This is a genomic window from Mycobacterium sp. NGS49, assembly GCF_059812565.1.
In genome coordinates this window covers 40,569-62,072 of record NZ_JCALCX010000022.1, presented here as the reverse complement: position 1 = coordinate 62,072, position 21,504 = coordinate 40,569, and the positions used below count along the sequence as shown (strand labels likewise).

The 21,504-nt window shown below is 67.9% G+C and carries 17 protein-coding genes; 13 read left to right on the top strand and 4 right to left on the bottom strand.

From position 1 onward, the window contains the following. Positions 1-17: 17 nt before the first annotated feature. From AC5Y7D_RS21745 to AC5Y7D_RS21720, 6 genes are all read left to right on the top strand, one after another. Entirely contained in the window at positions 18-1,415 is a 1,398-nt protein-coding gene (locus tag AC5Y7D_RS21745) for a PPE family protein (RefSeq protein WP_499927582.1), read from the top strand. Positions 1,416-1,454: 39 nt separating this feature from the next. After that, positions 1,455-1,775 carry a DUF732 domain-containing protein gene (locus tag AC5Y7D_RS21740; protein ID WP_499927581.1) on the top strand — a complete coding sequence of 107 codons (321 nt, stop codon included), beginning with the start codon at positions 1,455-1,457 and terminating at the stop codon, positions 1,773-1,775. A gap of 191 nt (positions 1,776-1,966) precedes the next feature. Then, positions 1,967-3,211, top strand: coding sequence for a PPE family protein (locus tag AC5Y7D_RS21735; protein WP_499927579.1), 1,245 nt, complete (start codon positions 1,967-1,969; stop codon positions 3,209-3,211). Between the two features lie 32 nt (positions 3,212-3,243). Next, entirely contained in the window at positions 3,244-4,650 is a 1,407-nt protein-coding gene (locus tag AC5Y7D_RS21730; protein ID WP_499927577.1) for a PPE family protein, read from the top strand. Next, the gene (locus tag AC5Y7D_RS21725) at positions 4,647-4,973 is read left to right on the top strand and encodes a DUF732 domain-containing protein (protein ID WP_499927575.1); all 327 of its coding nucleotides are present in this window, start codon (positions 4,647-4,649) and stop codon (positions 4,971-4,973) included. The genes AC5Y7D_RS21730 and AC5Y7D_RS21725 overlap by 4 nt, the downstream gene beginning before the upstream one ends. A gap of 87 nt (positions 4,974-5,060) precedes the next feature. Then, positions 5,061-5,786 carry an MgtC/SapB family protein gene (locus AC5Y7D_RS21720; protein WP_499927574.1) on the top strand — a complete coding sequence of 242 codons (726 nt, stop codon included), beginning with the start codon at positions 5,061-5,063 and terminating at the stop codon, positions 5,784-5,786. Here the strand turns inward: AC5Y7D_RS21720 and AC5Y7D_RS21715 are convergent, their stop codons facing one another. Both AC5Y7D_RS21715 and AC5Y7D_RS21710 read right to left on the bottom strand, forming a co-directional pair. Then, complete coding sequence (locus AC5Y7D_RS21715) at positions 5,787-6,953, bottom strand: NAD(P)/FAD-dependent oxidoreductase (protein ID WP_499927645.1); 1,167 nt, start codon at positions 6,951-6,953, stop codon at positions 5,787-5,789. Positions 6,954-6,961: 8 nt separating this feature from the next. Beyond that, a complete protein-coding gene (locus AC5Y7D_RS21710) occupies positions 6,962-7,861 on the bottom strand; it encodes an alpha/beta hydrolase fold domain-containing protein (RefSeq protein WP_499927572.1) in 900 nt (299 codons plus the stop codon). A gap of 81 nt (positions 7,862-7,942) precedes the next feature. On the opposite strand from AC5Y7D_RS21710, the gene AC5Y7D_RS21705 reads away from it, so the two are divergent. The 5 genes from AC5Y7D_RS21705 (at position 7,943) to AC5Y7D_RS21685 (ending at position 12,605) form a co-directional block, all read left to right on the top strand. Then, a complete protein-coding gene (locus AC5Y7D_RS21705) occupies positions 7,943-8,896 on the top strand; it encodes a sterol desaturase family protein (RefSeq protein WP_499927570.1) in 954 nt (317 codons plus the stop codon). 103 nt (positions 8,897-8,999) lie between these two features. Further along, a complete protein-coding gene (locus tag AC5Y7D_RS21700) occupies positions 9,000-9,659 on the top strand; it encodes an Rv1815 family serine proteinase (protein ID WP_499927568.1) in 660 nt (219 codons plus the stop codon). Positions 9,660-9,823: 164 nt separating this feature from the next. Beyond that, the gene (locus tag AC5Y7D_RS21695) at positions 9,824-10,513 is read left to right on the top strand and encodes a TetR/AcrR family transcriptional regulator (protein ID WP_499927567.1); all 690 of its coding nucleotides are present in this window, start codon (positions 9,824-9,826) and stop codon (positions 10,511-10,513) included. A gap of 101 nt (positions 10,514-10,614) precedes the next feature. Next, the gene (locus AC5Y7D_RS21690; protein WP_499927565.1) at positions 10,615-11,115 is read left to right on the top strand and encodes a VOC family protein; all 501 of its coding nucleotides are present in this window, start codon (positions 10,615-10,617) and stop codon (positions 11,113-11,115) included. Further along, complete coding sequence (locus AC5Y7D_RS21685) at positions 11,112-12,605, top strand: FAD-binding protein (RefSeq protein ID WP_499927563.1); 1,494 nt, start codon at positions 11,112-11,114, stop codon at positions 12,603-12,605. Before AC5Y7D_RS21690 ends, AC5Y7D_RS21685 begins: the two co-directional genes overlap by 4 nt. On the opposite strand, the gene AC5Y7D_RS21680 is transcribed toward AC5Y7D_RS21685, so the two are convergent. Continuing rightward, positions 12,602-15,271, bottom strand: a complete 2,670-nt coding sequence (locus AC5Y7D_RS21680) for a PE family protein (RefSeq protein ID WP_499927561.1) — start codon at positions 15,269-15,271, stop codon at positions 12,602-12,604. The two genes, AC5Y7D_RS21685 and AC5Y7D_RS21680, sit on opposite strands and share 4 nt — an antisense overlap. Positions 15,272-15,451: 180 nt before the next feature. Continuing rightward, a complete protein-coding gene (gene bacA, locus AC5Y7D_RS21675; RefSeq protein ID WP_499927559.1) occupies positions 15,452-17,380 on the bottom strand; it encodes a vitamin B12 ABC transporter pemease/ATP-binding protein BacA in 1,929 nt (642 codons plus the stop codon). Positions 17,381-17,485: 105 nt separating this feature from the next. Between bacA and AC5Y7D_RS21670 the strand changes: the two genes are divergently transcribed. Together AC5Y7D_RS21670 and secA2 are read left to right on the top strand one after the other, a co-directional pair. Then, positions 17,486-19,129: an acetolactate synthase gene (locus AC5Y7D_RS21670; RefSeq protein ID WP_499927643.1), complete on the top strand. Its 1,644-nt coding sequence runs from the start codon at positions 17,486-17,488 to the stop codon at positions 19,127-19,129. Positions 19,130-19,163: 34 nt separating this feature from the next. Continuing rightward, entirely contained in the window at positions 19,164-21,500 is a 2,337-nt protein-coding gene (gene secA2, locus AC5Y7D_RS21665) for an accessory Sec system translocase SecA2 (protein WP_499927557.1), read from the top strand. The last annotated feature ends 4 nt before the right edge of the window (positions 21,501-21,504 follow it).

Sequence of the window (21,504 nt, the reverse complement as noted above, 5' to 3'; positions counted from 1 at the left end):
GCAGGGGGTAGACCGAGATGTTCTACGCAGCGTTTCCGCCGGAGCTCAACTCGGGCCGGATCTATAGCGGGCCGGGTGCCGGACCGATGCTGGCCGCCGCGGCCGCCTGGAACGCACTTGCCGCAGAACTGCAGTCCACCGCCGCCTCCTACCTGGCAGTGATCTCCGGCCTGACCAGCGGACCCTGGGTCGGCCCGTCGTCAACGGCCATGGCGGCGGCCGCAATGCCGTACGTGACCTGGCTCAACGCCACCGCCGCGCGAGCCGCGCAAGCGGCGAGCCAGGCCACCGCGGCGGCAGCCGCGTACGAGTCAGCGTTCGCCGCGCACGTGCCGCCGGAGGAGATCGCGGCAAATCGCTCCCAGTTGGCCGCCCTGATGGCCACCAATCTGTTCGGGCAGAACACCGCGGCCATTGCCGCGACGGAGGCTCAGTACGGCGAGATGTGGGCCCAGGATGCGCTCGCGATGGACACCTACGCCGCTTCGTCGGCCGCCGCGAGCCAGGTGACCCCGTTCACCGAGCCGCCGCAGATCGTCAACGCGGGCGGACTGGTCAACCAAGCCGCCGCTGCGGCCCAGTCGGCCGGCACCGTTGCTCAATCGGTCGTGGCTGCGGACGATCCGATCTCGGAGTTGCTACAGGTGCTCGCGAACCTGAGCACGGACTACACCGCCACCATCAACGCCCTGCTGAACGGACTGTTCGGGCCGGCCGGGGCGTCGACGTACACCGCGCTGTATTCGGCAATCAAGGTGCCGCTGGGTTTCACCACCCAGTTCAACGACATCGGGCTGCTGATCAACTTCCCGGTGTCACAGTTCCTCAAGTTCGGCCCCCACTCGGCGGCGGGATTGGGCGAGCTGCCGAAAGATGCGCTCGGCGGGGGGCTCGCGGCCCCCCACTGGGGGCGCGGTTGGCTGACCGGTGCCACCGCCGCTGCGCCGAGCGCGAACTTCGGACGCGGCACGCTGGTGGGCGCCCTGACCGTGCCGCCGAGCTGGGCCGCGAACACGCCGGCCATCCGGACCGTCGCCGCCGCATTGTCGGCGGCAGGACCGGAAGCCGTAGCGGCCGTCGAACTCGGTCAGGGCGGCCTGCTCAGTTCGATGTCGCTTGCCGGCATGACCGGAGCCGCTCTGGGCGCCGGGGCGCCCGGCCCGCGTGGGAGTACGGGCGCGCGCAACCGCCTCACCCCGGTCAAGGACCTCAAAGACCTCAAGTCCCCGGAGATGCTCAAGCGCATGGTCGCCCAGATCTCGGAAAGGCCCGACAGCGTCCAGCACCACACGGTGGATCAAGAAGGTCTCGACAGTCTGCTGGAGCAGCTGGCCAAGAAGCCCGGTATCCACGCGGTGCATTTGGCCAAGGGCGGCAAGTCCTCGGTGGTGCCGTCGGATGCGCAGTTGGGCTAGCGGGCGAACAGCACGTCGGAAACGAAGAAAGGTAGGGCCATGAAACTGCTGCTGACAATGCTCGGTGTGGCGGTCACCATCGCATTCGCCGCCCCCGCCTACGGCGATCCGGATGACGCCGGTGGTGACGACGGGGCCTTCCTGGCGGCGCTACACACCGCCGACATCGGGTACGGCGCACCGGGCCAGGCCATCAGGTCCGCCAAAGCGGTCTGCACGTGCTTGAACAACGGCGAATCCGGTCTGGAGCTCGTGCACGACGTGCAGACCCACAACCCGGCGTTCAATCTGGACGCCGCAGCCGAGTTCGCGGTGATCTCCTCGAAGTACTACTGCCCCCAGCACCTCGCGAAGAGCTGACGCACCCAGCGCGCGGCTCCCGCTCGGACTCTTCCCCGGCTTCCCCGAAAGCCACGGCCCGCCAATACGTGGAATTGCGCGGAGTGTCATTAGGGCATCTGGTGGATTTTGTATGAGATGAGCCGGACCTCCCCGCAGACCTCGGCGGCGACGATTACCATGGCGCCCACAATGGGGACCGGAGGGAATAGATGGACTTCGGGGCGTTGCCGCCGGAAATCAACTCGGGACGCATGTACACAGGGGCGGGATCTGGGCCGATGCTGGCTGCTGCGGTGGCATGGGATGCGTTGGCCGCCGAGTTGCACTCCACCGCGGCGGCATACGGCTCGACGATCGACGGCTTGTCCGTCGGGTCCTGGCAGGGCCCGGCAGCCACGTCGATGATGGTGGCTGCCGCGCCGTTCGTGGCGTGGCTGACCTCGACGGGAACACTGGCGGAACACGCGGCCGCGCAGGCCAAGCTTGCCGCCGGCGCGTACGAGGCGGCGTTCGCGGCGACAGTGCCGCCGCCGGTCATCGAGGCCAACCGCAGCTTGCTGATGGCATTGATCGCCACCAACCTGCTGGGACAGAACACCGCCGCCATCGCTGCCACCGAAGCGCTGTATGCCGAGATGTGGGCCCAGGACGCCGCCGCCATGTACGGCTACGCGGCAGCGTCAGCGGCGGCCACCGAGTTGACGCCGTTTACCGAGCCACCGGAGACCACCGACCCCTCGGGTCTGGGACGACAAGCCGCGGCGGTCACCGAGGCAGTCGGCGCGTCCGAAATACAGGCCGGGTTGTCTCAGCTGATGACCGCGGTGCCTAACGCATTGCAGACGGTGGGTCCGGCCGCTGCGGCACCGGCGGCTTCGACGCCAGTCGGCACGGTGATCGATGCCATCAACCCGTTTATCGTGGGGATTCGGCCCTTCTTTGCTGCCGTCACCGGTGCTTACAGTCCCATCATCGGATTCGTTCTGTTCGGCGGTTGGTGGTTGTTCGCCCTGCAGATCCTCGGGCTGTCGCAGAATGCGCCGGGGGTCGCCTCGCTGCTGAGTACCGGCGGCAAACCCGCGGCCGGTCTGTCGCCGCTGCGCGGCGGCTATGTGGCGTCCGTCGCGCCTGCCGGCGGGGTGTCCGGGTCGATGGGCCATTCCACCCTGGTCGGGTCGTTGTCGGTGCCCCAAGGCTGGGTGACCGCCGCTCCGGTGATGAGGACGATGGCGTCGGTACTCCCCGCAGCCAGCCCCGCTGCGCTGGCCGCTGCACCCGCGGCCGCCGAGGGCGGCTTGTTCGGCGAAATGGCCATGGCGAGTTTGGCCGGACGCGCGCTGGCCGGCGCCAGCATCCGCACCGTCGGTAACGGCGCTGCCGGCAGCAACGGTGGCGTCGCGGCGGCCGACGACGTCGCCACCACAGCGACCATCATCGTGATACCGGCGGACTGACTGATGACGTACGCAGCAGAAAGGCCGCGTCTATGAGTTTTGCGGTGCGACCGCCGGAGATCACCTCCGGCCTGATGTACACCGGCCCCGGCGCCGGGCCGATGATCGCGGCTGCCACGGCCTGGGACAACTTGGCAATCGAATTGCAGTCCACGGCAGCCTCATACGCCTTGATTGTCGACGGACTGGCGAATGAATCCTGGACCGGTCCGTCGGCGGCCGCGATGGCGGCGGCCGCAGCGCCGTATGTGGCGTGGATGTCAGCGACCGCGGCGCAGGCCAAGGCGGCGGCAGACCAGGCCAAGGCGGCCGTGAGTGCCTACGAGGCGGCTTTCGCCGCAGTGGTGCCGCCGACGGAGATCGCAATAAACCGCAGCCAGTTGGCGTTGCTGGTGGCAACCAATATTTTCGGGCAGAACACCGGCGCCATCGCAGCCCTGGAGGCGCAGTACGGGGAAATGTGGGCGCAGGACACCGCGGCGATGCTCGGGTACACCACATCGTCGGCGGCGGCCGCCAGACTGACGCCCTATACCGAACCGCCGCAGATCACCAACGAGTCCGGCCTCGCCGCCCAACAGGCGGCGGTCGGACAGGCCAGCGGCCTGGCGGCCGGTACGGCGGCGGCGACTGCCGCGCCGACCGCGGCACCGGTCTTTCCCTTCGACATCGTCCTGCAGGTCTTCGAGGCTCTCGGCGCCGGCGGCACCGCGTACATCCAAGCGATGGGCCAGCTCCTCAATGCCCTGACCGGTACTCCGTTGGCCGCCTCGACATGGGAGAACAGCTTCGGCATCGTGGCCGACATCGGCCGGTTCAGCGTGGTTGCCAATGACACCATGAGCGTGCCCAACCTGGGCATGACCGAGTTCAAGCTGTTCTGGAAACCTCCGCTCGAGGACATCCCGAAGTCCGCGCTGGGCGCGGGGCTGGGTATGGCGCCGACCGGCGGCCTGACCAGCGCCGCATCGACAACGTCGGCCAGCGTAGGCGCGGCCAACGTGGTGGGGAAGTTGTCGGTGCCACCGAGTTGGGCCTCGGCGACGCCGGCGATCAGGATGGCCTCGACCGCGCTGCCTGCCACCAGCCTGGCCGCAGCACCCTCGGCGGCCATCCCGGCGAACCTGCTCAACCAGATGGCGCTGGGGAGCATGACGGGCGGCGCGCTCGGCGCCGCGGGCGCTCAGGTCCTCAGCGGCAGCGGTGCCCGTGCCCGCGCCAACGGCGGGAAAGGCCACGTCGAGCCGGTCAAGCTGGACAGCGTGATCGCGAAACTGCAGAAGGAACCCGACTCGGTCAAGCACTGGAATGTCGACAAGGACGGCCTCGACGCCCTGCTCGACAAGTTGTCGAAAGAGCCCGGGATCCACGCGGTGCATGTCTCGAACAAGGACAAGCCCAAGGTGACGTTGCCCGATGCGCAGTTGGGCGGCACATGAGACCGGTGCTGGCCGTGGCCGCAGTCGTCGCCGCGATCGGTTTCGCCGCCCCGGCGCAGGCAGAGCCCGGTGGCGACGATGCCGCGTTTCTCGCCGCACTGGCCAACGCGGGCATCACCGTTCCCAACCCGCCGCAAGCCATCACGTCCGCCCAAGCGGTGTGCGGATTGATGCGCAACGGCGAAACCGGTCTGCAGGTGCTGACCGACGTGCGGAATCAGAACCCCGGGCTCACTCTGGATGGCGCCGCCCTGTTCACCGCCATCGCGTCGAACACATATTGTCCCGAGCACCTGGGTCAAAACGAGGGCGGCTACTTCTAGCGGCAACCCGGTTTGCCTGGTCGCCACTTCGTGTTAACCCGATTCTGGTTGGCTGCCGTAGCGTTCCGATTCGGAGAGGAGTTGCGCGTGCACACGCTGACCATCGCCGAATTCGCGCTGCGCCTGGCCGTCGGCGTCGGATGTGGCGCGCTGATCGGACTGGAGCGTCAGTGGCGGGCCCGCATGGCGGGATTGCGCACCAACGCCCTGGTTGCGACCGGCGCCACCCTGTTCGTGCTGTACGCCGCGGCCACCGAGGACAGCAGCCCCACCCGGGTCGCCTCGTACGTGGTGTCCGGTATCGGATTCCTCGGCGGCGGTGTCATCCTGCGCGAGGGCGCCAACGTCCGGGGGCTCAACACTGCGGCCACCCTGTGGTGCTCGGCCGCCGTGGGCGTGCTGGCGGCCTCCGGCCACCTGGTGTTTGCCCTGATCGCCACCGGCACCGTCATTGCCATCCATCTGCTGGGACGCCCGCTGGGCCGGCTCATCGACCACGACAACTCCGGCGAGGAGGACGAGGGACTCGAGCCCTACCAGGTCCAGGTCGTCTGCCGCCCCAAGTCTGCGAAGTATGCCCGCGCCCAGATCGTGCAGCACACCAGCAGCAACGACATCATCCTGCGCGGCATTCACACCGGACAGTCAGACGACAACGTCGCATTGACGGCGCACGTGCTGCTGGGCGGTCACTCGCCGGCCAAGCTGGAACGACTGGTGGCCGAATTGTCGCTGCAACCCGGCATTTACGCGGTGCACTGGTATGCCGGCGAGCAGACCGGCCCGATCATCCCGTCCGGCCAGTCCGACTGATCAGGGCCGGGCCTGTACTTTCGGTGCGGCCGCCGCCAGCAGGTCGGCACGCCGGGCCGTCAGGGGCGGGTAGATGCGCCTGGTATTGATGGTCCGCTTGGTGTCCTTGGCCCGCTCGCCTTGACTCACCACAATCCGATCCCAGCCCTCGGTGTACACCGCGCCCGCCGGCCCGAGGTCGAGAACCGTTACGTACCAAGGGATCCGGAGCGCCAGCAGCGGTTTGTCGAACAGGTCGCTGATCACGTTGTAGCCCGCATACCGGCCCATCGGCCGCCCATGCTGACACGACATCACCGACAGATGCTCGTCATCCATCCGCGCCACGGCCACGTCGCCGGCGGCGAACATCGCCGGCACCCCGATCACCCGCAGAAAGTCGTCGACCGCGACGCGCCCGAACCGGTCGCGGGTCACCGGCAACTGCTCGGTCAGCGCATTGGCCCGCATCCCGGCACACCACACCACGGCGGCGGTGTCCAACCGCTCACCCGAGGTCAGTGCGACACTGGCCGGCCCGACGGCCGTCACTCCCGTGCCGGTTCGAACCTCAACTCCGTTGTCCGACAACGCTTTCTCAATCACCGGCCGCGCCGAGGCGCCCATGTCGGAGCCGACCAGCGGGTTGTGGTCGACCAGCACCACCCGCGGCGTCAGGCCGAGGCGACGCAGCCGATGTGGCAACTCACAGGCGGTCTCGAGACCGGTCAGCCCGGCCCCGACCACCACAACGGTGGCCTCCGGCGACCCACCCGCCAACGCTTGAATATGCCGCTGCAGCCGCATGGCGCCGTCGTAGGTGTCGACATCGAACCCGTACTCGTGCAGACCCGGCAGGTCGGGTTTGTTCACCCGGCTGCCGGCGGCGAGGACCAGGCGGTCATACCGGTAGGTCACCCCGGCCGACGTGGTAACCGTGCGGGCGTCGGAGTCGATGCCGGTGACTTCGGCGGTGACATGCGCGACGCCCACCGGATCGAGCAGCTCGGCAAGCGGGATACGACAGCTACGCAGATCGTCCTCGTAGTTACGCACCCGGATGTCGTGGAACGGTTGAGTGCTGAGCACCGTGACGTCCACCGTTCCCGGCGTGACACCGAGTTCTTCGAGTCGGCGCGCAGCACCCAGCGCGGTCCACAAACCGGCAAAACCGGAGCCGATCACCAGAACCCGGGTTACGCCGACAGCACGTCGCGGATCTGGCCGATCGTCGTCTTGGCCTTGTGTCCGGGCAGGAGCATCCACGTGTGCATGCCTCCTTCGAGTTCGTACCAGCCGATGTCCAGCCCGTGAGCGCTGGCGCGCCTGCGGAAGGCTCGGGCGTCGGGGTTGAGTACATCATGGGTTCCGGTGAAGACCGTCAGTCGCGGCAGCCCCTCCAGCGGCCCCACGCAGGGGCTGAGTAGGGGAGTGTCGAGCGGATCGCCGCCGGCGTAGCGGATGCCGGCGGCACGCAGGTCGTCGAGGTTGAGGAACGGGTCGATCTTCGCGACGGCCGGCACGTCGGGGTCCGGCAGTCCGAGATGCATCCACGGGGAGAGCAGTACGGCATCGGTCGGCTGCGGCAAACCCGCGTCGCGCACGGCATGGCACAGCGCGAACGCCATCCCGCCACCGGCCGAATCGCCCATGAACGCGATCGAGCTCGGGTCTCTGGTCTCCAGGATGCGGCGGTAGAGCTGCAACAGGAATGGAAACACCTGACGGTAGTTGTGTTCGGGGGCGATCGGGTAGATCGGCACCGTGACCGTGCGCTGCAGCACGGTGGCCAACCGTGCGATGGCCGGCCAGTGGAAATGCGGCAGCAGATCCAGCACATAGGCGCCGCCGTGCAGATAAATCAGGTGCCCGGCGTGTTCGCGGGGTTCGACGTGACGCGGGCTGACCTGGTAGACGGGCCGACCGTTGAGGTCCTCGCGCACCACGTCGATCTTCTTGAGCACCAGCTTGGACGGCTGACCGCAGTAGGGCGGCCGGGGATTGGCGGCCCAGCTGGCCAGCTTCGCCGGTGGGAACATCCGATTCCGCAGGCCCGATGCCCGAAGCAGGCGCTGCGTCACATGATGTTTGCGCACCGGGCGCACCATCGTTCTCACCAGGGCCTGCCCTGGCATAACTCGGCACGGGCAGACGCGGCTATCAGTAATCTGTCTGGTGTGAGTGCTATGACGGGCTTCTTTGCGGGGCTCCCCCCGGAACTGCGGGATCCGGTACTGTTCGCCATTCCCTTCTTCCTCTTACTGTTGAGCCTGGAGTGGACCGCGGCCCGCAAGCTGGAGAAGCTCGATGCCGCTGCTGCCAAGACCGCGCCGCAGGACAGGCCGTCGTCTGGCGCCTACCTCACCCGCGATTCCATGGCGAGCATCTCGATGGGTTTGGTGTCGATTGCCACGACTGCCGCCTGGAAGACGTTGGCGCTGTTGGGATATGCCGCAATATATGCCTACGTTGCTCCGTGGCACCTCCCTGCGACCAAGTGGTACACGTGGGTCGTCGCGATCGTGGGTGTCGACTTGCTTTACTACGTCTACCACCGCGTCGCCCACCGCATCCGGCTCATTTGGGCTACCCACCAGGCGCATCACTCAAGCCAATATTTCAATTTCGCCACCGCGCTGCGCCAGAAATGGAACAACAGCGGCGAGATCCTGATGTGGTTGCCGTTGCCGCTGCTGGGGCTGCCGCCTTGGATGATCTTCTTCAGCTGGTCGCTGAACCTGATCTACCAGTTCTGGGTGCATACCGAGCGCATCGACAAGCTGCCGCGGTGGTACGAATTCATCTTCAACACCCCGTCGCACCACCGGGTGCACCACGGCATGGACAAGATGTACCTGGACAGAAACTACGGCGGCATCTTCATCATCTTCGACCGCATGTTCGGCAGCTTCCAGAAGGAACTGTTCCGTCCGCACTACGGGCTGACCAAGCAGGTGGACACCTTCAACATCTGGAAGCTGCAGACCCGCGAGTACCTGGCGATCGCCCGCGACGTCCGGTCCGCCACCCGGCTGCGTGACCGGCTGGGATATATCTTCGGGCCACCCGGTTGGGCACCGCGAAACGCCAGTCAAACCGAGGAGATCGCGCCTGTCACGGCGTCGCGGTAACGCGGCGGCCACCCGGCGCGAAATCCTCTACGGGGTTATCAATCCGTAACCTCGATAGGGGAGGTCGGCACTGTGTCGGCCCGAGACGGATCGGAGTCCGATAATGCGCCGGCCGGTGTTGCGTTCAGTTGCCGCATCCCTGATGTTCGCGGCGTCGGTTTCGGCGCTGGCGCCGGCAACCGCCGGCGCGGATCCCACGGTGGTCTACCCCGGCATGGAGATTCACCAGGACAACCGGGTCTGCACGCTGGGATTCGTCGATGTCCGGACACACATGGCGTACACCGCAGGGCACTGCCGGGGCGGCGGCACCGTAACGGATCAGGCCAACAACGTCATCGGACACATGACCGCCTTCCGCGACAACACGCCGACGGGTTCGACCGTCGCCACCGATCAGATAATCGCCGACTACGAGGCGATCGCTTTGGCCGACAACGTCACGGTGAGCAACGTTCTGCCGGGTGGACGCCAATTGCGCTCCGGCCCGGGCACGGTATCCCAGGGACAGGCCGTCTGCCATTTCGGCATCATCACCGGCGAGAGCTGTGGAACGGTGCAGAGCGTCAACAACGGTTGGTTCACCATGACCAACAGTGTCCAGACCCAGCAGGGTGACTCGGGGGGGCCGATCTACCTGGCCGGAGAAGGCTCCGGCCAGATCGTCGGGATCTTCAACAGCGTGTGGGGCACCCTGCCCGCTGCGGTTTCCTGGCAGTCCGTCAGCCAACAGGTTCGCGAGGACGCGGGATTCAATCCCTAGCGCGTCACGTCTACGCCGAACCCCCGCTGACCGTAATCAAATTCTGAATTGTTTCAGCCGCAAACGCCTTACCTGACTGCCGGGGAATTCTGGCGATGACGGGGCTCCCTAACGCATCAGCCGTAAGGCAAGAGCGGTGATCTCGCCCGTGCCAGAATTGCCGCGTGGGTAAACGCCACGAGTCGCGCGAGCAGATCGAGGAAAAGATTCTCGAACTCGGGCGTCGCCATCTTATTGAGCGCGGCGCGGCCGGTTTATCGTTACGCGCTATTGCCCGGGAGCTGGGCCTGGTTTCCTCGGCCGTCTACCGGTACGTGGCAAATCGGGACGAACTGCTGACCCTGCTGCGCGTCGATGCTTATTCGGACCTGGCCGAGGCGGTGCGACGCACCCGGGAGAACACCGGCGGCGACACCTGGTCCGACGATGTCCTGGCCATCACGCACGCGGTGCGCGCCTGGGCGGTCGCCAACTCCGCGCGCTGGGCGTTGCTGTACGGCAGTCCGATCCCCGGATATCACGCGCCGCCCGACCGCACGCTGGGAGTCGGCACTCGCGTGGTCGCCGATCTGTTCGACGCGATCGCGGCGGGCATCACCACGGGCGACATCATGCTCACCAGTGATGCGGCGCCGCAGCCGATGGCGTCGGATTTTGAACGGATCCGGCACGAGTTCGGCTTTCCCGGCGACGACCGGGTGATGGCCAGATGTTTCCTGTTGTGGGCGGGTGTGCTGGGTGCCATCAGCATGGAAGTGTTCGGCCAGTACGGCGCCGATACGGTGACCGACCCCAAAAGCGTGTTCGACACCCAGGTGCGGCTGCTGATCGACCTGTTCGCTCCGCCGAACTAGAACATGTTCACCCGGTCGCGACCGACCGGTCCGGCCAGTGCAGCGGCAAAGTGTTTCCCCGTTCTTTCTGCCGGACGCGAGCTGCGATAGTCTGCCAGACGATGAACGTTGTCGTTGCGTCACCGATCCAGATCGCCTGGGTTACGCCAGACCTCGACGCCACAGAAATGGCTCTCACCGGGCTATTAGGAGCTCGCAAGTGGGTGCGGATACCTGATGTGCACTTCGGCCCGGAATCGTGTCTGCTACGCGGGGAACCCGCCGATTTCGTTGCGAGCATTTCGCTGAGCTATCTCGGAGACATGCAGCTCGAGCTGATTGCTCCGGTCCGCGGAGAGAATATCTATAGTGAATTTCTGCGTGATCACGGCCCGGGTCTGCACCACATCTGCATGGAGGCCGAAACGCCGGAGCGGTTCGAGGCCGCACTGACCGACGCGGCCGAACACGGGGCCCAGGTGGTGCAACGGGGCGTGATGCCCGGCGGAATCCATTTCGGCTACATCAGCGCGCCCCAGGCAGGCATTCCGTTCGTGGAGATCGCGTACCTCTCACCAGAGATCAAGGCGTTCTACGACTACATAAAGCAGGAGCAGCAGTGAGCACCGAAATCCCGCCGACGGCCAATGCGGACACGGTGCGGTCGTGGTCGGACGAGGTCGACGTGCTCGTTGTCGGCTTCGGTATCGCCGGCGGATGTGCGGCGGTCAGTGCGGCCGCCGCCGGCGCCCGGGTCCTGGTGCTGGAACGGGCCGCCGCGGCGGGTGGTACCACGTCGATGGCAGGAGGCCACTTTTACTTGGGTGGCGGCACCGCGGTTCAGCAGGCCACCGGTCACTCCGACTCGCCGGAGGAGATGTACAAGTACTTGGTCGCGGTGTCCCGCGAACCCGAACTCGAGAAGATCCGCCGCTATTGCGAGGGCAGTGTCGAGCACTTCAACTGGCTTGAGGCACTTGGCTTTCAGTTCGAGCGGAGTTTTTACCCGGGCAAGGTGGTGGTGCCGCCGGGCACCGAGGGCCTGAGCTACACCGGTAACGAAAAAGTGTGGCCGTTCTGCGAGCAGGCCAGGCCCGCGCCGCGCGGGCATTCCGTGCCGGTACCCGGCGAGTTGGGCGGTGCCGCCATGGTGATCGACCTGCTGGTCAAACGCGCCGACGAACTCGGCGTGCAGGTCCACTACGAGACGGGTGTCACCCACCTGATCGTGGACGACAACGCGGCGGTCGTCGGCGCGGGCTGGAAGCGTTTCTCCGACACCGGAGCCGTGCGGGCGAAGGCCGTCGTCATCGCGGCCGGTGGCTTCGCGATGAATCCCGAGATGGTCGCCGAGCACACACCGGCGCTGGGACAGCCGCGACGCACCAAGCATCACGGTCTGGTGGCGCCGTACATCCTCGGTAACCCCCACGACGACGGGCTCGGCATCCGGTTGGGCATGTCGGCCGGCGGCGCCACGAAGAACCTGGACGAGCTGTTCATCACCGCGGCGGCCTATCCGCCGGAGATCCTGCTGACCGGGGTCATCGTCAACAAAAAGGGCAAACGGTTTGTTGCGGAGGACTCGTACCACTCACGCACCTCGGCGTTCGTGCTGGAGCAGCCGGAGCAGACCGCATATCTGATCGTCGACGAATCGCACATGCAGATGCCCGAAATGCCGCTCATCAAATTTCTGGACGGATACGAGACCATCGCCGAGATGGAGACGGCCCTGGGTATCCCCGCGGGCAATCTCGCCGAAACGCTGAAACGCTACAACGATTCCGCGGGCAAGGGCGAAGATCCGGATTTCCACAAGCAACCGGAATATCTTGCGCCACAAGATAAGAGCCCCTGGGCGGTGTTCGATCTGTCGCTGGGACGGGCAATGTACTCGGGCTTCACCATGGGCGGGCTGACGGTCACCCTCGACGGCCAGGTGCAGCGCGCTGACGGCAGCGTCATTCCCGGGTTGTACGCGGCCGGGGCGTGCGCCTCCAACATCGCTCAGGACGGCAAGGGGTACGCGAGCGGGACGCAACTCGGTGAGGGGTCCTTCTTCGGCCGACTCGCCGGAGCGCACGCGGCCCGGCGGGCCGTGGGCGGCTAAGTCTTACCCGTCAGCCCGTCGTTCCCGAACAGCAGCCCGGCGGCGCCGCCGACGCCGGCGGTTCCCGCAGTCAGGCCGAGCCCGGCGTTGCCGCCATTGCCGCCATCGCCGACCACGACGCCATTGCCGCCGTCGCCGGCGTTTCCACCCTTGCTGCCCGCGCCCGTGGAGGTGCTGGTCCCGCCGGCTCCGCCGTCACCGCCCGAGCCGAACAGCCCGGCCTTGCCGCCAGCCCCGCCCGCCCCGCCCGTGCTGGTGATACCTTCGAAAGCCCCACTGGCACCACCGATCCCGCCAGCGCCACCGGAGCCGGAGAGCAAGCCGGCGTCGCCGCCGGCACCGCCAGACCCACCGCCGGTGAAGCCGAACCCGCCGGCTCCGCCGCCACCGCCGCTACCGAATAGCAGTCCAGCGCTGCCGCCAGCACCGCCAGACCCACCGCCGGTGAAGCCGAACCCGCCGGCTGCGCCGCCACCGCCGTGGCCGAAGAGCAGCCCGGCGTCCCCGCCGGCCCCGCCGGCCCCTCCCAGCCCGTTAAAAGAAGCCCCGCCGGGCCCGCCGGGCCCGCCCGCGCCGACAAGCACGCTGAAACCGCCGGCGCCGCCCGATCCGCCCGTCGCGCCGGACGCGGTGGCTAGCCCGCCGGAGCCGCCGGCGCCACCGGCAACGAACAGCGCACTGCCCCCGGCGCCCCCGGTCCCGCCGGTGGCGCCAGCTCCTCCGGCGCCGGCGGCGCCGGCCAGAAACACCCCGGTGCCGCCGGCCCCGCCAGTGCCCCCGCCCCCGGTCCCGCCGAAGCCGCCGCGACCACCCGCGCCGCCGCCACCCAACAGCCCACCAGCCCCGCCCAGCCCGCCTGACCCGCCGGTCAAACCCGCGGCGCTCAGCCCACCAGCGCCGCCAGCACCACCGCTGCCCGACAGCAACCCACCGGTCCCTCCGGTCCCGCCGGCCCCGCCGGCGACCGTGCTCGTATTCCCGCCGGCACCGCCAGCCCCGCCGAGGCCGAACAGCCCGGCCGTGCCGCCAGGCCCGCCGGGCAGGCCGGGCAGGCCCGACCCCCCCGCCCCGCCGTTACCCAGCAACAGTCCACCGGCCCCCCCGGGGGCTCCGGATCCCGGGGCCGCGTTGGCGCCGTTGCCGATCAACGGACGCCCGACCAACGCCTGAACCGGCGCATTGATCAAGTCGAACGCAGGCTGCAGCGGTGACGGCCCGCCATTGATACCGGGAATTCCGGCGTTGAGCCCCAGTCCCGCGTTGCCGCCATTGCCAGCACTGCCGAGCAGCACGGCGGTACCCCCCATTCCGCCGGCGCCGCCGATGCTGCCCGCACTCGTGGTGGTACTGGTCCCGCCGGCCCCGCCGTCACCACCGGTGCCGATAAGCCCCGCCTTGCCGCCAGCGCCACCGGCCCCGCCCGTTGTCACACCCGCGCCGAATGACCCGGCGGCCCCACCGGCCCCACCGGCCCCGCCGGAGCCGAAGAACAAACCCGCGTTGCCACCGGCCCCGCCAGCCCCGGCGTGGTCGGCGGCATCCCCGCCAATGCCGCCGGCGCCGCCGCCACCGGTGAGCAGGCCGCCGGCGCCGCCGGGCCCGCCGGCCCCGCCAGTAATGCCGAAGCCTCCGGCGCCTCCGCTGCCGCCGTTGCCGAAGAGCATGCCGCCAGCTCCGCCGGGCCCGCCTGCCCCACCGGTGTTGCCCACCCCGCCATCGCCGCCGGTCCCGCCAGCGCCGAAGAGAATGCCACCCTGCCCGCCCGTCCCGCCGACTCCGCCGGCAATTTGGAGACCAGCACCGCCTGCGCCGCCGTTGCCGCCCACGCCGAACAACACATTGCCGCCGGCCCCCCCGGACCCACCGGCGTCACCGAACCCGCCGACGCCGCCGCCCCCGGCCATGAAAACCCCAGCGCCGCCACTCCCGCCGACCCCGCCGAGCCCTTTAGCTACCGCGGCGGTCCCGCCGACTCCGCCCATACCGCCCGCACCGAACAGCCCGCCTGACCCGCCCGCCCCGCCGGCGCCTCCGGTCATCCCGGTGACGGTGGTCAGCCCGCCGGGACCACCGGCCCCGCCATCGCCCCACAGCAGCCCGCCGGTCCCGCCGGCCCCGCCGGCGCCGCCAGAGGCCGCGTTAGAGTCCCCGCCCGCGCCGCCCGCACCGCCGGCGCCGAACAGCCCGGCTGCCCCTCCGGCACCGCCCGTCCCGCCCGGTGCTCCGGATCCGCCGGCCCCGCCGTTGCCCCACAACAGTCCCCCGGCCCCCCCGGCCGCCCCGCTGCCCGGAGCCCCGCTGGCGCCGTTGCCGATCAACGGCCGCCCCAACAACGACTGAAATGGCGCGTTGACCACATCGAGCACACCCTGCAGCGGCGCGGCCGCAGCCGACTCCGCAACCGCATAGGCCGCCGCCCCCGCAGTCAGAGTCTGCACGAACTCACCGTGCAAGCCTGCCGCCCGCAGACTCTGCGCCTGATAGGCCTGACCATGCCGAGAGAACACCGCCGCAATTGCCGACGACACCTCATCGCCACCCGCCGCCACCAGACCCGTCGTGGCAGCCGCCGCGGCCGCGTTCGTTGCTGCAACAGCCGAACCGATACCAGCCAACTCCTGCGCCGCCGCCGCCAGCAGCTCCGGCGCCACGAACACGAACGACATCTGACACTCCTGTCGAGTCAGCACCGGCCACGTCGTCGCGCAGCCGAAAGCGACAACGCCGCCGTGACATTACGCGCCCTTTTTTACGTTTATGTAAGCGGATTCGGTCGGCCGACACGTCAGATGATGCATGCTCGACACAGCGCCGAAACGCACGCGGCGGCAGCCGCGGGCCCGCTGCTAAGGGCGGTCGGAGGTCACGGCCTTCGTCTCCACCGGCCCCAGCCGCCACTGCGCTTCGCCGAGCAGTTCCAGGTGCCGCTCGTGGTGTTGTTCCACGGCTGGACGGTGGCTGACGCTGACCACGATGGTGTCCGGCAGCTCGCTGCGCACCAACTGGTACAGCGCGTACTCCAGTCCCGGATCCAATGCCGAGGTGGACTCGTCGAGGAAAACCGCCTTGGGCCTGGTGAGCAGAATCCGCGCGAACGCGACCCGCTGCTGTTCGCCCGGAGACAGCACCTTGGCCCAGTCCTGATCTTCATCCAACCGCGAAATCAGAGGCGCCAGAGCCACTTTGGTCAACACCTCGTGCAGCTCGCCGTCTGTGACGTCCTCGGTGGCCAGCGGGTAGCACACCACCGAACGCAGGTCACCCAGCGGAACATAGGGCAACTGGGAAAGGAACATCGTTTCGTTGTCGCCGCCCGGGCGGTGCAGAGTGCCGGTGGCGAACGGCCACAATTCGGCGAGACTGCGCAACAGGGTGGTCTTGCCGGAGCCGGAGCGCCCGGTGATCACCAGCGATTGTCCCGTTTCCAACCGCACGTCCAGTGGGTCGATCAACCGGTCGCCATCGGGCTTGCGAACTTCCACATTGTCGATCTGCACCGAACCGTCGGTGCTCGCCAGGGCGAGCACCGACGGCAGCGCGCGGCCCTGTTCGTTGGCTTCGACCAGGCCGTACAGTCGGATGATCGCGGCGCGGTAGGACGCGAATTGATCGTAGGCGTTGCGGAAGAACGACAGCGAGTCTGAGATATTGCCGAACGAGGACGCCGTCTGGCTGACGTCACCGAAATCGATCGCCCCGGCAAACAACCGCGGCGCCTGGATCAGCCACGGCAACGGCACGATCGCCTGACTCACCGCCAGGTTCCAGCCGTAAAAGCCGACACTGCGGTTGACGTACTTCAGGTAGTTGTCGATGACCGGCGCGAATCGTTTGCGCAACTGGGCCCGTTCGGCGCGCTCACCGCGGTAGAAGCCGACCGCCTCGGCGGCATCGCGCAGGCGCACCAGCGCGTACCGGAATGCGGCGTTGAGCTTCTCGTTGCGGAAGCTCAGCCAAATCAGGGGACGCCCGATGATGAACGAGATGATGGTGGCGATCAGCACGTAGATGATGACCGTCCAGAACATCACGCGCGGGAAGGAGATCCCGAAGAAGGTCAGCGTGCCGGAGAGGTTCCAGAGGATCGCGGTGAAGGAAACCACCGAGATGACCGACTGCACCGCGCCGAACAACAGGATGCTTCCGGTTCCGGTGCCCGGCTGATTCGGGCCGGCACCCGTGCCGGCGGTGAAGATGTCGATGTCCTGCTGGATGCGCTGATCGGGGTTGTCGATCGTTTCGTCGATGAACAGGTCCCGGTAGTAGGCCCGGCCGTCCAGCCAGTCACCGGTGAGGTGGTCCGTCAGCCACACCCGCCAGGCGACGATGAATCGTTGCGTCAGGTAGATGTCGGCCATCACCCGGGCGACGTGGATCACCGCCATGATGCTGAAGATCCCGATGGACATCCAAAAGCCGTGCACCCCAGAGTTTTTGACGGCATCATTGTCACCGGCGGCACCCTGGAAGGCCTTCTGCAGGGCGGTGTACATGTCGTTGCCCTGATAGCTGAACAACACGTTCAGCCGAACCGCCATCACCACGGACAGCAGCAGGACGCCGAACATCAGCCACACCCGGACGCTGTGCCGACCGGTGAAGTATCGCCCGGTGATCCGCCAGAACTGCCGGCCCCACGGGGTCAGGAACCGAAACAGCACCAGCGCGGCCAGGACACAGAACGCGCTGATCGTCCACGCGATGGCGGTCCACCGCAGCGAATCCACCAGCGCGTGGGACCAGTCGATCGACGGTGTAAAGGGCTTCGGACCCACGGCCTTGTCTCCTCACAGTCGAGGTGTTCTGAGCGACGGAGCAACAGAAATCCTCCGGCGAAGGTACCCGAAGCGGGATGGCTAGGCTTTTTCGATATGACCGAGATGACCCCGCCAGCCGCCCCTACCGAAACCATGCACGCCGGCCGGCTCATCGCCCGTCGGCTCAAGGCCAGCGGCATCGACACGCTCTTCACGTTGTCGGGTGGCCACTTGTTCTCGATCTACGACGGCTGTCGCGAAGAGGGCGTCCGGTTGATCGACACCCGCCATGAACAGACCGCGACGTTCGCCGCCGAAGGCTGGTCCAAGGTGACCCGGGTGCCCGGTGTGGCCGCCCTGACCGCCGGCCCGGGGATCACCAACGGGATGAGCGCCATGGCGGCGGCACAACAGAACCAATCCCCACTGGTGGTGCTCGGCGGCCGGGCGCCGGCGCTGCGCTGGGGGATGGGTTCGCTGCAGGAGATCGACCATGTGCCGTTCGTGGCGCCGCTGACCCGCTTCGCCGCCACCGCACAATCCGCCCACGACGCGGGCGTGCTTGTCGACCGGGCCCTGCAGGCGTCGGTCGGTGCCCCGTCGGGCGTGGGATTCGTCGACTTCCCAATGGATCACGTGTTTTCGCTGTCCGACGACGACGGCCGGCCCGGCGCACTGCGCGAGCTCCCGAAGCCGCCCACCGTCGATGCCGATGCGCTGGACCGCGCAGTCGACCTGTTGACCAGGGCCCAGCGACCGGTGATCATGGCCGGCACCAACGTGTGGTGGGGACGAGGCGAGACCGCGTTGCTCGGACTTGCCGAGCAGTTGAGCATCCCGGTGCTGATGAACGGGATGGCGCGCGGTGCGGTGCCGGCCGATCACCCGCTGGCCTTCTCCCGGGCCCGCTCGAAAGCACTGGGCGGAGCCGACGTGGCGCTAATCGTGGGGGTACCGATGGACTTCCGGCTCGGCTTCGGCGGGGTTTTCGGGGCGGACACCCAGCTCATCGCGATCGACCGGGCCCGCCCCGAACGGGCCCATCCGCGTCCGGTAGCGGCCGAGCTCTACGGCGACCTCACCGAGATCCTGTCGGGGCTGGCTGCATCGGGTACGTCCGAACATCAGGAGTGGCTCGATGGGCTTCGGGCGGTCGAGACGTCCGCGCGCGATCAGGAGAAGGCCGAACTCGCCGAGGACCGCATCCCGCTGCATCCGATGCGCGTGTACGCCGAGCTGGCTCCGCTGCTCGACCGCGACGCCATCGTCGTCATCGACGCCGGCGACTTCGGGTCCTACGCCGGCCGGGTGATCGACAGCTACCAGCCGGGGTGCTGGTTGGACAGCGGCCCGTTCGGCTGCCTCGGTTCGGGTCCCGGCTATGCACTGGCGGCCAAACTCGCACGGCCGGAACGCCAGGTGGTTCTGCTGCAGGGCGACGGCGCATTCGGCTTCAGCGGCATGGAGTGGGACACCTTGGTGCGGCACCAGGTGCCGGTGGTGTCGGTAGTGGGCAACAACGGCATCTGGGGGCTGGAGAAACACCCCATGGAGGCGTTGTACGGATACTCGGTCGTCGCCGACCTGCGCCCGGGCACGCGCTACGACGAGGTGGCACGCGCGCTGGGCGGCCACGGCGAGTTGGTGTCGGCGCCGGCCGAGCTCCGCCCAGCGCTCGAACGCGCCTTCGCCAGCGGGCTGCCGGCCGTGGTCAACGTCCTCACCGACCCGGCCGTCGCCTACCCGCGCCGATCAAACCTGGCCTGATCGGACCGGTCCGCAGTTCGCGTACCGTTGGGCTGTGCCGAAGACCACCCGCTCCCAGCCCGGACGGCTGAGCAGCCGCTTTTGGCGCCTGCTCGGTGCCACCACCGAAAAGAACCGCAGCCGCTCGATGGCCGTGGTCACCGATTCGGAAGAGTACGAGAAGGAAGCCGCGGATCTCAGCGACGAGAAGCTGAGGAAGGCCGCCGGGCTGCTCAATCTGGACGATCTGGCCGACTCCGCCGACATTCCGCAGTTCCTCGCGATCGCGCGCGAAGCGGCCGAGCGCGCGACCGGACTGCGACCGTTCGATGTGCAGTTGCTCGGGGCGCTGCGCATGCTGGCCGGCGACGTGATCGAGATGGCCACCGGTGAAGGCAAGACGCTGGCCGGCGCGATCGCGGCCGCGGGCTACGCGCTGGCCGGCCGGCACGTGCACGTGGTGACCATCAACGACTACCTGGCCCGCCGCGACGCGGAGTGGATGGGGCCGCTGATCGAGGCGATGGGACTCACGGTCGGCTGGATCACCGCCGAGTCGACGAGTGAGGACCGCCGGGCGGCCTACGACTGCGACGTCACCTACGCATCGGTGAACGAGATCGGTTTCGACGTGCTGCGCGACCAGCTGGTTACCGACGTCGAGGACCTGGTGTCGCCGAACCCGGATGTCGCGTTGATCGACGAGGCCGACTCGGTGCTGGTCGACGAGGCCCTGGTACCGCTGGTACTCGCCGGCACCACACACCGGGAGACCCCGCGGCTGGAGATCATCAAGCTGGTCGGCCAGCTCGTCAACCACAAGAACGCCGAGGACTACTTCGCCACTGACGCCGACAGCCGCAACGTCCACCTGACCGAACTCGGCGCCCGCAAGCTCGAGAAGGCGCTCGGCGGCATCGACCTGTACTCCGAGGAACACGTCGGCACCACGCTCACCGAGGTCAACGTGGCCCTGCACGCCCATGTGCTGCTGCAGCGCGACGTCCATTACATCGTGCGCGACGACGCGGTGCACCTGATCAATGCGTCCCGCGGCCGTATCGCCCAGTTGCAGCGCTGGCCGGACGGCCTGCAGGCCGCCGTCGAGGCCAAGGAGGGCATCGAGACCACCGAAACCGGCGAGGTGCTCGACACCATCACGGTGCAGGCGCTGATCAACCGCTACACCACGGTGTGCGGCATGACCGGCACCGCGTTGGCCGCCGGCGAGCAGCTGCGGCAGTTCTACAAGTTGGGGGTCTCGCCGATCCCGCCGAACACCCCCAATATTCGCGAGGACGAGTCCGACCGCGTCTACATCACCGCCGCCGCCAAGAACGACGCGATCGTCGAGCACATCGCCGAGGTGCACGAGACCGGCCAGCCGGTGCTCGTCGGGACCCGTGACGTCGCGGAATCCGAAGAACTGTACGAGCGGCTGACGCGCCGCGGCGTTCCGGCGGTGCTGCTGAACGCGAAGAACGACGCCGAGGAGGCCGAGGTGATCGCCGAGGCCGGTACCTACGGCTCGGTCACCGTTTCGACCCAGATGGCCGGGCGCGGCACCGACATCAGGCTGGGCGGGTCCGACGAATCCGACCACGACCGGGTCGCCGAACTGGGCGGGCTGCATGTGGTCGGCACCGGCCGGCATCACACCGAGCGACTGGATAACCAGCTGCGCGGACGGGCGGGACGCCAGGGCGACCCCGGTTCGTCGGTGTTCTTCTCGAGTTGGGAAGACGACGTGGTCGCGGCCAATCTCGACAGCAACAAGCTGCCCACCGAAACCGACGAGGACGGCCGGATCCTCAGCCCAAAGACAGATGGCCTGCTCGACCACGCGCAGCGCGTCGCCGAAGGCCGACTGCTCGATGTGCACGCCAACACCTGGCGTTACAACCAGCTGATCGCCCAGCAGCGCGCAATTATCGTCGATAGGCGAAACACCCTGCTGCGCACCGCGACTGCGCGCGAAGAGCTGGAGGAACTGGCCCCCAAGCGCTATAAGGAACTGCGCGAGGAGCTTTCTGAGGAACGGCTGGAGGAGATCTGCCGGCTGATCATGCTGTACCACCTGGACCGTGGTTGGGCCGATCACCTGGCTTACCTGGCCGACATCCGGGAAAGCATCCACCTGCGCGCGCTGGGCCGGCAGAACCCCCTCGACGAGTTCCACCGGATGGCCGTGGACGCGTTCGCATCGCTGGCCGCGGACGCTATCGAGGCCGCTCAGCAGACGTTCGAGACGGCGAACCTGCTCGAGGACGAGCCGGGTCTGGACCTGTCCAAATTGGCGCGCCCGACGTCGACATGGACCTACATGGTCAACGACAACCCATTGTCCGACGACACGTTGTCCACCCTGAGCCTGCCCGGCGTGTTCCGCTGAGTCG